Source organism: Cryobacterium melibiosiphilum (genome assembly GCF_003602235.1).
Lineage (GTDB): Bacteria > Actinomycetota > Actinomycetes > Actinomycetales > Microbacteriaceae > Cryobacterium > Cryobacterium melibiosiphilum.
Genome location: NZ_QZVS01000030.1, coordinates 1 through 10,528 on the forward strand (window position 1 = coordinate 1; position 10,528 = coordinate 10,528).

Annotated in this window: 10 protein-coding genes; 3 read left to right on the plus strand and 7 right to left on the minus strand. The window is 60.0% G+C overall.

Annotation, left to right across the window (positions count from 1 at the left end):
• Positions 1–275: 275 nt before the first annotated feature.
• The gene (locus D6T64_RS00585; protein ID WP_035881069.1) at positions 276–818 is read right to left on the minus strand and encodes an ArsR/SmtB family transcription factor; all 543 of its coding nucleotides are present in this window, start codon (positions 816–818) and stop codon (positions 276–278) included.
• Positions 819–922: 104 nt separating this feature from the next.
• Here D6T64_RS00585 and D6T64_RS00590 point away from each other — a divergent pair, with 104 nt between their 5' ends.
• On the plus strand, positions 923–2,143 hold the full coding sequence (locus D6T64_RS00590) for an MFS transporter (RefSeq protein ID WP_119970433.1): 1,221 nt from the start codon (positions 923–925) through the stop codon (positions 2,141–2,143).
• A 373-nt stretch (positions 2,144–2,516) separates the two neighbouring features.
• Here the strand turns inward: D6T64_RS00590 and D6T64_RS00595 are convergent, their stop codons facing one another.
• From D6T64_RS00595 to D6T64_RS00610, 4 genes are all read right to left on the minus strand, one after another.
• Positions 2,517–3,377, minus strand: a complete 861-nt coding sequence (locus tag D6T64_RS00595; protein ID WP_119970435.1) for an SDR family oxidoreductase — start codon at positions 3,375–3,377, stop codon at positions 2,517–2,519.
• A complete protein-coding gene (locus D6T64_RS00600) occupies positions 3,374–3,814 on the minus strand; it encodes a MarR family winged helix-turn-helix transcriptional regulator (protein WP_119970438.1) in 441 nt (146 codons plus the stop codon). The genes D6T64_RS00595 and D6T64_RS00600 overlap by 4 nt, the downstream gene beginning before the upstream one ends.
• Positions 3,811–4,452 (minus strand): NAD(P)-dependent oxidoreductase, encoded by a 642-nt coding sequence (locus D6T64_RS00605; protein WP_199719007.1) that lies wholly within the window; start codon positions 4,450–4,452, stop codon positions 3,811–3,813. Before D6T64_RS00605 ends, D6T64_RS00600 begins: the two co-directional genes overlap by 4 nt.
• Before the next feature lie 228 nt (positions 4,453–4,680).
• On the minus strand, positions 4,681–5,226 hold the full coding sequence (locus D6T64_RS00610) for a hypothetical protein (protein ID WP_119970440.1): 546 nt from the start codon (positions 5,224–5,226) through the stop codon (positions 4,681–4,683).
• Between the two features lie 971 nt (positions 5,227–6,197).
• Between D6T64_RS00610 and D6T64_RS00620 the strand changes: the two genes are divergently transcribed.
• Positions 6,198–7,145: an ABC transporter ATP-binding protein gene (locus D6T64_RS00620; RefSeq protein ID WP_377012923.1), complete on the plus strand. Its 948-nt coding sequence runs from the start codon at positions 6,198–6,200 to the stop codon at positions 7,143–7,145.
• Between the two features lies 1 nt (position 7,146).
• Positions 7,147–8,388: an ABC transporter permease gene (locus D6T64_RS00625; protein WP_119970445.1), complete on the plus strand. Its 1,242-nt coding sequence runs from the start codon at positions 7,147–7,149 to the stop codon at positions 8,386–8,388.
• Positions 8,389–8,647: 259 nt separating this feature from the next.
• Here D6T64_RS00625 and D6T64_RS00630 read toward each other — a convergent pair whose 3' ends face one another.
• Together D6T64_RS00630 and D6T64_RS00635 are read right to left on the minus strand one after the other, a co-directional pair.
• Positions 8,648–9,295 carry a response regulator transcription factor gene (locus D6T64_RS00630; RefSeq protein ID WP_119970447.1) on the minus strand — a complete coding sequence of 216 codons (648 nt, stop codon included), beginning with the start codon at positions 9,293–9,295 and terminating at the stop codon, positions 8,648–8,650.
• Entirely contained in the window at positions 9,292–10,422 is a 1,131-nt protein-coding gene (locus tag D6T64_RS00635; protein WP_119970449.1) for a sensor histidine kinase, read from the minus strand. The genes D6T64_RS00630 and D6T64_RS00635 overlap by 4 nt, the downstream gene beginning before the upstream one ends.
• Between the last annotated feature and the right edge of the window lie 106 nt (positions 10,423–10,528).

Below are 10,528 nucleotides of genomic sequence, written 5' to 3' on the forward strand. Positions count from 1 at the left end.
CCTGACGCCGCCGACGAACAGATACCAAATCCTGACGCGCTAAACCCCATTGTCACCGGGGAAGACGCCCACATCGTCACCCCGGGAGACGTTCAACACGCGCGGCATCAATTCAACTGACACGACGGTTCTCAAGTGCTCAACGCCGAACGACTCACGAACGTTCACGCCTGTCTGTCCCTGACAACAAACTCGACATCCACGCGGCGCGAACCAACCCAGCGCCGTAAATCCCGTATGGGGAACCCGCTGTGGGACATCCGGCCACCGCCACGTTAGTCGGAAGTGCGGTGCAGGACGAACATGCCGCCGAATGCCGGCTGATCCGAACGCTCCTGATCGCTATCAACAAACTCGCTGAGAACGGACTGAACCCGCGAGATGAACGTTTCCGCGTCCTGCTTGGAAAGGTGCACAACGAATCGAGACAGCGTCGCTAACGAGTCTGGTCCTGCCTCCATCAGCTCGTCTCTCAGCGCGTCGAGTGGAGCGAGAGGCGCTTCGGGGCCCGCGTCGCTGAGCGCGGTGTCGAGATTCCATGAGCGGCCCGTGGACCGGTAGGGCTTCTCCAACGCGCCACTTTCGCCGGTGCGAACCTCACCACGCTCGAGGAATCCCGCTGCGTGCAGTTGCCTGACGTGATACAGCACCGTACCCGGGTCCTGGGCAAGTCGATCCGCGAGCTGCTTGTTCGTGAGCTCATGGAGCCCGCACAACCGCAAGATCCTCAGACGGAGAGGGTGCGCCAAAGCCTTGATCTCGCGGGCGCTCGCGGACGGATTCTTAGTGTCCGTGGCCGTCGGTTGTTCCTCCGTCATATGGCAATCCTACCGTCTGATGTATTTAATCCAATCACCTTGAAGTTTCTCAATCACCCTGTCAGAGTGAGCAGATGGTTCCCCGCAGCAGACACCCTCACCCCATGCCGCTGGGTTCGTCCTACTGGAAACTATGGACGTCCTCCGGGTTCTCCAACCTCGCCGACGGGGTGTTCACCATCGCACTGCCCCTGGTCGCAATCCAGCTGACCCAATCACCGTCGCTCATAGCCGGACTCGTTGTCGCCGCGAGACTGCCCTGGCTTGTCTTCGCGCTGACAGCTGGGGCTCTGGCCGATCGGCTGGACCGGCGGACGCTGATGCTCGTCGCAAATCTCGTCCGAGCGATCCTCCTCCTCGCGCTGGTTGCCGTCCTGCTTCTGGGCATCAGTTCGATCTGGGCGCTCTATTGCGTGGCATTCCTTGTAGGCGTCTCGGAAACGATCTACGACACGTCGGCGCAATCGATCCTCCCGCAGATCGTGCAGAGAGATCAGCTCTCCCGCGCCAACGGACGCCTTTATGCGGTCGAGCTCACCGCCAATCAGTTCGCCGGCCCCCCTCTCGGCGGAATGTTGATGGCCTTCGGGGCGATCGCCGGGTTCGCCGTACCGGCCACACTGTGGCTGATCGCCGTCGGCGCACTATTCCTCGTCCCCGGAAAATTCCGAATCGATCGCCTGAACAAGACGACCCTTCGTGTCGATATCGCCGAGGGACTGCGGTTCCTGTGGCACCAGAGGATCCTTCGTACTCTCGCCGTGATGACCGGAATGATCAATTTCGCCTCCAGCGCCGGGTTCGCACTTCTGGTGCTCTTTGCCGTGGGCCCGACCTCGCAAATGGGATTGTCCGGGGTGGGCTACGGCCTGCTGTTAACGACCTCGGCTCTCGGTGCCTTCCTCGGCTCGTTCATCGCCGAGCGACTAGAGACGCGTCTCGGTCGATCTCGGGCGCTGACACTCGCCATCGTCGGAGTCTCCGCCTTCGTCGGCGCCCCCGCCGTCACCAACAACCCATTCATACTCGGTCTGATTTTCTTCATCGGAGGGCTGCTGGTCGTGCTCTGGAATGTGATCACCGTTTCACTGCGTCAGAGAATCACACCCAACGAACTACTCGGAAGGGTCAACAGCGTCTATCGTCTGCTGGCCTGGGGCACGATGCCCATCGGCGCAGCAACGGGCGGCCTCCTGGCCCATTGGCTCGGATTGCAAACCATGTTCGGAATCATGGGGCTGCTCACGCTCGGCCTCTTGGTGTTGATGCCCCTGCTCACCAACGCCGCGATTGACGCCGCCGAGGACCCCCCGCCAAGCACTTGAAACGCCATCCAACGCTATGCGAGAGGTGATCCGCCAAACGCATTGAGCATGCCCGCAAGAGGGACGGCGCCCGGGGCAGCTTCGAATTACCGTCGTCTATTCGGTTCCCTGCGGTGCCGAGAGGGCGATTGTCCCGTAAGACCCGTCTGAGAAAATGCCCGGTGAAGGGAGGGCGGATTCAATCGGTCGTCGCAACACTCGTGATCGCCTATTCGCGTGTCCCGGCCGCTCCGGCTTGCGTGCCACGGCACACGGGGGCCGTTTGGGTTAAGAGTTACTCGATCGGTGTCGTGAACGTGAACGTGAACGTGAACGTGGCCGTCTCCGGCTGGCTGTGAACCTTGTCGGCTTCGTAGGTCGAGAGTGTTCGCCGTTATTGCCACGTATGGCGACTGTCGTGGGCGAATTCGCGGAAGGTGGTGGCTGGCGTTCCGGTGAGTTTGCGGATTGTTCGGTTGGGGAGGGCGGAGATGTTCCAGCGCACCACGCGGTAAATCATTTTTTGCACGTCGATGTAGGCCGTTGGGCGTCCTTCGGCTGCGAGCTCTGCCAGATACTCGGCTTCTGAGGGCCGCGAGTAGCGGATGGGCCGCGCGAGGACGTCCGTCATGATGTCGGCGATGTTGCTATAGCTGAGGGATTGCTCACCAGATAGTGTGTATGCCTTGCGAAGGTGCCCTGGTTCTGTGAAAACGCTCGCTGCGACGCGGCCAATGTCGCGGGCGTCGACGAATGCAGTGTGGGAACGGCCAGCCGGAACAAAGATCTCGCTTTGGTCGCGGATGCGTTGGGCGTAGGTGGTCGACAGGTTCTGCATAAAGAAATTCGGACGCAGAAACGTGTAGGGGACATTTTGTTGCCGTAGATACTTCTCGACAGCGTGATGCGGAGTTTTACGGTTACTTTGCACGCCTTGGAGGGACAGGAAGACAATCTGCCGAATGTTTGCCTTCTGAGCTGCGTCGATCAGCGGGAAAAGGTAACGAGCGACGTTCTCGATCGGCGGGGGCCGCATCAAGAACAACCGGTCCGCGCCGACCAAGGCATGGGTCAGTTCGGCGGGTGTGGAGTCGAAGTCGAATTGGCGCACGGCAGCTCCGGCGGGCAGCGCTAGGGCATCCGTCGTGGAGCGGACAGCAGCGATGACCGGGACGTCACGATTCAAGAGGTGCCTTACAACGGCACTGCCAACTATCCCGGTGGCGCCAGTGACAAAGACGGCTGGTTCGCTCATGTGCGCTCGCCCGCTCGGTGCAATAGCGTGGCCAGTGTGGCCAGTTCGGCGTCACTGAGCGAGTCAAACAACGGCAACGATTTGTTGAGAACGCTGCTCTCGAACTCCGCGACGTGCACCTGCGCCGCTTCCGTGAGGGTCAAGATCACCGACCGAGAATCATCGGGATGTCGTATCGAGACAACCAGCTCCGCATCTCGTAACCGCGTGACCAGTTGCGTGACTGCACCCGGCGTGATCTGCAGATGCGCCGCCAGGTCCGAGGGGGTGCACTGGCTGCGGTGGGACAGCACGAAAAGCAATCCTAGGTGTGAGTTGCTGAGCCGGTGCCCACGGAACGGTGCAGGCTGCTTGGGCTGGATATGTCGCTGCAAATCGACGACAGCTTCGATGACTTGCGCCACGCTTTCTCGCCGTATCGGGTCGGCAGCATTCATGCGCTCACGAAGGGCATAGCGCGCACGAATCGGACGTCGTCGATTTGGGTGAGAATGAAGTCTGCCAGGTCGTTGCGGCTGATCTCAATACCGGTGTCCAGCCCCATCCAACCGAGCCGGTATGAACCCGTGCCAGGCTTCTCCGTCAAGCGCGGCCCGCGAACCACCGTCCAATCAAGCCCACTCTGCTCCAGCACACGCAAATGACCCTCAGCATCAGCTAAGACACGGCCGGACAATGTCTTCAACAGAAACCTGATCACATGATCGGCCACCTTCGGCCTGTCGCGTGGATCCCGCAAACCTCCGCCAGACAAGCTGACAATACGGGTCAAACCGTGCGCTTGCATCTGCTCCACGATGAGTCGGGTGCCATCGGTTTGCACGTGCAGTGGCGACCCCTTCACCTGTCCGAACACACTGATGACCGCGTCCGACCCACGAATCGTCTTCGCGACCGCATCGGGGTCAAGCACATCTCCCGCGATCACCGTCAACCCATCGATCACACCAAGGCGTTCGGGTGTTCGCGCCAAAGCTCTTACCGAGTACCGTGCCGCGAGTAATCGCGCAAGCACCCTGCGTCCGGTTTTGCCTGTTGCACCGAATAACGCGATTGTTCGAGACTTCTCCATCATGCCAATAGTTTAGTCACTAAATAAAATTGGTGCTGTCTCCGCAGGAGTTTGTTCGGCCGTCAGCGACTCTGCTGCTGTTCGGCAAAAAGTAGGACGACGACGTTGAGAGGTTCGTGAGTCATGATCTCCACGGTGGGCGATACCACTAGGCAGGGCCGGTTGTCGGAGTCGGGGCAGGCGTCATTGCTCTCCCGCAGGGGTTTCCCTATGGGCGGGGCTGTGTCGTTGCTATGCTGCTGCGGCGTTCTGTTTCAGGGGGCGGGGCCAGATCGTGTATGACGCAGCCCAGATCAGGTCAATGCCACAGATCGCGATCAGGATTAGGTACCAATGCTCCAGGGCGGCTGTCCGTGCGGCGTCGCCTACTAACCAGATCAGGCCGAACAGGACGAGAGCGGAGATTGCCGCTGCGAGCAGGGTGCGTGCGACGTCTTTCCAGCAGGCCACGGTGTAGTCGGTTCCCCAGAGACGTGTTGGTGCGGGGCCGTCGGCGAACCGGTGAGAGAAGCGGATGTCGGCCCAGCGGACTATCCCTGGGCCGTAGACGATCGAGAAGCCAATATAAACCGCGGCCAGGCCGTGCGCCCATTTTGCGTCAGCGCCGGCGCGCAGGTGCACCGCGGTCGTGATCAATAGCACCAGGTCGATGACCGGGGCCAGAGCGATCAGCACAAGACCGAGACGTTTGGCTTTAAGGATGTAGCGGGCGAGCAGGCCCAACACGATGACAGCCCAGAACCCAATCTCGCAGGCGATGATAATACTCAAGATCACAAGCCGCTCCGCCCCTCGTAGTAGCCGCAGACCGAGTTTAGGGCAGGCTAGTCCCGGTCTAAATCGAGCTGCTGCACTGATGGCATCGCCACGACTTGGGCCCGAGCCTGTATGACAAGGCCTATTGCCGTAGTCCTCGGCCCGGTGAGGGTGCTCTCTGCGTTGTTGTGCTGTCAGCTTCGCAAGTTTGCCCGCAACTTTTGCACTCGCTTTCCACCTCGAGGAAAACGTTTCCGGCGAGAGGAAGCTCAGCGGCAAACTGTTCGCGCGCTCCGTGCTCAGACCATTTAGTGCGCAGTCGTCTATCGCGACGTTTTCGTTGATACCCGTTTGTCATCTCAAGCAATTGAGTATGTCTCGTTAGCGCCCGGAGTATTGATATCGATGCAGAGCGAGAATAGTGCTGATCAGGCGAATAAATTTGAAGGTGGCCATCCGCTAGCGTTAAAAAATGAACTTATACAACTTCTACGGTGTCGTAGCAATGAGTGGGACGATCGCGGCAGCCATCTTGGGCATCGTGCTCTCGGTTCTGCTTGGGCGATTGATCCTCGTTGCAACGCAAGCACTCCGCACGTACACGCGAGCCCAGGATCTGCAGATAGATCTGCTCCTCGCGGACACGAATGACGAGCCTGCCCGGACCTAACCCGCCGAAAAACACACACGATCACCCTCCGCCGCGGGCCGCTTCTTCCGCGCCGCTCATGCCGAGCACACTTTGGTAGAAACCAACCCCGGCGGGGCCGGCCTCATAAGAAGTGAGCTTGATCTGTGGCTGTCTAGGTAACGCGCGGCTGCGAGGATGGACACGAGCACATTGGGGGAAATTTGCGTTTCACACGTATGTCCAGTGATGTTATCGCTGCTGATTCTGATGGGTGGGCTGTGGTCCACTGGTTGCCGGGGCTGCGCGTGCGAGCAGGCGCCCAGCAACAACGGCAGGCGTTCGTGCTTTTGGAGGGTCTGTGATGGACGCCAGTGCCGCTATGCCCGCAGCCTTTCGCGGGGAGCCGCTTGTTCATATTGAGCATTTTCGGATGGATTTTGCCGGCATCACGGTCGTTGAGGATCTCTCTTTCGACGTGATGCGGGGGGAGACGTTTGGTTTCCTCGGTTCTAACGGTTCGGGTAAGACCACCACGCTTCGGGCGTTGCTGGGGATTTATCTGCCGACCGCGGGGGTTCTCCATATTGATGGGCGCCCGTTCACGCCGGAAGCTGGTAGCCGTCTGGGCTATCTCCCGGAGGAGCGCGGACTGTATAAGAAGGAATCCGTCCTGACCGTGATGACGTACTTCGGTCAGCTCAAAGGGTTGAGTAAGAAGGCCGCGGTGTCCTGGTCGATGAACTATCTCGAGCGGGTGGGGTTGGGGGATAAGGCCAAGGCCCGTGTTGACAAGCTCTCTGGTGGGCAGCAGCAGAAGGTCCAGCTCGGTGTCACGATCATGAACGATCCGGAGCTGCTCATCTTGGATGAGCCCACGAAGGGGTTCGACCCGGTAAACCGGCGTCTGCTGATGGACATCATTGAGGAGCAGAAGCGGGCGGGGGCCACGGTGTTGATGGTGACGCATCAGATGGAGGAAGTGGAACGGTTGTGCGACAGGGTGATCCTGCTCAAAAGTGGCCGTGCGGAAGCGTATGGGACGATTCCTGAAGTGCAGAATCAGTACGGCGGGACCATGATCCGGGTTGGTTACTCCGGTGAGATACCGGAGTCACCGCATTACGACATCAGTCTCCGGGACCGCAACTATGCCGAACTGACCCTCACCGGCATCGTTGATGAGGCCCTGATTTTGCGTGATCTGGTCGCGGCGGGCGTTTTGGTCCGTAGCTTCACTACAAGCAAGCTCTCGCTCGAGGAGATCTTCGTGAGTGTGTATGGCGAGCAGAACGAAATGGTCGGTGTCTGAAATGGGACGAAACAACCTCCGTACAGTCATCAGCTTCGAAGTCGGCCGCACTCTGGGCAAGAGGAAGTTCTGGTTCATCACGTTGTTGGTCCCGATCGCGATCGGCATCGTCATTGTTTTGGTGAGTCTGGGGAACTCGACGGCCGCGAGCACGAGCGATGCCCGATCCGATGCGAAACTCACCTTCACCTACAGTGACGCGTCTGGATATGTCGACCCTGCCGTGGCCACGGCGCTCGGCGGCACGATCGTCACCGATGAGGTGGCAGCGATCGCTGCGGTCAAGTCAGGGGATGAGGATGCTCATTTCGTGTACCCGGCTGACCCGGCCAAGACACCCACTCAGGTGTACGGGGTCGATAAGGGCCTGTTCGGCAACGGCGAGTACGACGCTGTCGCGACCCAGGTCCTGATCACTAGCGCTCAGGACCAGATCGGGGACCCCGCACTCACAGCGCTGGCCCAGGGCAACGTCTCCGTAACCTCGACGACTTTCACTGACGGGGAAGAAACGGCCGGGTTCATGGGCATGATTCCGCCGCTGATCTTCGTGGGTATCTTCTTCCTCGTGTTCATGTTGCTGTCCAACCAAATGCTCACCAGCACGTTGGAAGAGAAGGAGAACCGGGTCACGGAGATGATCCTCACCACTTTGAATCCCACCGCTCTGATCAGCGGCAAAATCATGTCCCTCTTCATCGTCGGGTTTGTCCAAGTGCTCGTGTTTCTGGTGCCGGTGCTGGTGGCTTACGTTTTCTTTCGTACGTCGCTGAACCTGCCGGTGATTGATCTGTCCAGCTTCACTTTCGATCCCGTGCAGATGATCGTCGGCGCCTTGCTGGCTGTGGGCGGGTTTGCTTTGTTCACGGGCACGTTGGTCGCGATCGGGGCGGTCATGCCCACAGCAAAGGACGCGGGTAGCTGGTTCTCCGCATTGATCGTCCTGATGATCGTCCCGCTCTATTCCCTCTCCCTGGTCCTGTCGGACCCAAACAGCCCCGTCGTGCAGGTGTTCACGTATTTCCCGTATTCGGCGCCGATCACCGCGATGCTTCGTAACGCGTTTGGTTCTCTTGCTGGCTGGGAAGCCGCCATCGTCATCACGGAACTGTTCCTCCTCAGCGCCATCGTGCTCCAGCTTGCCGTGCGCCTCTTTCGGTACGGGTCCATCGAATACACAAACAAAGTGTCCTTCAAGACTGCGCTCTCTCGGCCGAAAACCACCAGCACGGCCAGACGGTGACGGCTCTCCCGTCATAGTTGACGACGGACAACGACTGCAGAATGCTTTTCCCAGACGGCTTCCTCACAGTGCAAGGCTGGTGCCGAGAGGCACAACACTCATTCCGCTTCCCCATCGCTCACGTCCTCGGGTTCAGACTAAAAACCTGTTGAAGCAGTCGCTGGTTACATAAGCCGAACCTGTTCGAGGACAGGGGCTGCGCCCTTGCAGGAGTGTCTCGTTAAGCCATTGGGAGCGACCCCTATGGAAGGATTGGGGATCAGAGCAGTCCTGCGTTGCGCACCATTATCGCTAGCTGCACTCGGTTGGTGGTGTCGATTTTCTGGAATATGTGTGTGATTGTTGCTTTCACGGTCGCGACGCTCATGAACAGGTGGGTGGCTATTTCTGCGTTGGGTAGTCCGTGCGCAATTTGGATGGCGACTTCGCGTTCTCGGTCGGTGAGGGTGGCCAGTGATGCTGACGCTGCGGAGTCCAGTAGGGCGGTTGCGGTGGTGCTGGTGGCTGCGGCTATGAGCCGGCGTGTGATTGTTGGTGAGAGCATGGGTTCGCCGGCTGCGACGGCATGGATTGCTGCGATGAGGCGTGCGGGCGAGGTGTCTTTCAACAGAAAGCCGGCGGCGCCAGCACCGAGTGCGCGGAGGACGAGGTCGTCCGCTTCGAAAGTGGTCAGCACGATGATGGCCGGCGCTGGGGGGTGGGCCATGAGCTTCTCTGTTGTTGTGATTCCGTCTTGTACTGGCATGCGGATGTCCATCAGCATCACGTCGACGTCACCGGCAAGTTTTTCTGCCTCCACGCCGTTGGCTGCTTCGGAGACGATGTGGATATCTGTTTCACCACCGAGGATGAGTCGTAACCCGGTACGCACCAGCGCGTCGTCGTCCACGATGGCCAAACGGATCATGAGGACATCTCCCAGGGCAGTGTCGCATCGAGGATGAATTGTGCATTGGTGACGTGGTTTGTCAGGGTGCCGTTGACCATGTTTGCTCGTTCGGTCAGGCCGATCAGTCCGAGGCCACCGGATGAAGGATCGACGCGGCCCGGTGTTAGCGTGTTGCTGATTCGCAGGTGGAGTTCTTGCCCTGGTCGACCGCGCAGCAGCACCTCGACACGCGCTCCTGGTGCATGTTTGCGTGCGTTGGTGAGGGCCTCTTGCACGATGCGGTAGGCGTGACGCCCGATCTGGGCGGGTAAGTGTGCGGCATCGGGCACCTCGTTGCTGACGTCGACGATCTGGCCGGCCTGGCGGACTTCGTCGAGGAGTGCGGGGAGTTCTGTCCATGATGGTTGCGGTGGTGCGGTCGAGGAAGTGTCACGCAGGCTGCCGAGGGTCGCGCGCAACTCGGTAAGGGCTTGATGCGCGCTTTCGTGGATCACGGTTGCGGCCGCGCGGACGTCGGCGGCGCTGAGATCGGTTCGATGTGCGAGCGCTCCGGCGTGCAGGGAGAGCAGCGAGATGCGATGGGCGAGCACGTCGTGCATCTCGCGAGCGATGCGGGCACGTTCGTTGAGTCGGGCTTGTTCTAGCTGTTCGAATTGGCGGAGTTGTTCCTCTGCGCGCCGGTTGGCGCGCTCGGTTTCAAGATCGCGGCGGCTGCGCAGGTACAGGCCTGCAACAGTCAATGCGATGATCGACAATGTCATCGTCGAGACGGCGAGGATCAGCTGCTGGGTGAGGCCATCACTGCTGGAGTAAACGGCGGTGGCGGTCCAGAGTAGGAGGGCGGCCAGCACGATGCGGCCCCATCGGCGGTGTTTGGTGAGGGAGACGTAGGCGACGAAAGCCGGCCCGATGACGGTGGTGGAGATGAGCGCGGCGGCAGCGGTTATGAGGGCGACAGTGAATGGTGCGCGGTGTCGGGCGGGCAGAAGAACCAGTCCGCTGATCCCGACGGCGAGATCACCAATCACCCACCACCTGCGTTCGGGCTCGGTCACGGCAATCCAGACGAGAATGATGCTAAAGAATCCCATGACGGCGAGTGAGCAGGCGTAAGGAATCGCGCGCATCCACTTCGACTGGTCCATGCTCTGAGCCTAGGGCGTGTCTCCTAATGCCTTCGACCAAATAGTTATGGCTCTGAGGACAGCTCCGCCGCGGTAGGTCAGTGCGAGCTTGTCGTAGCGGGTGGCG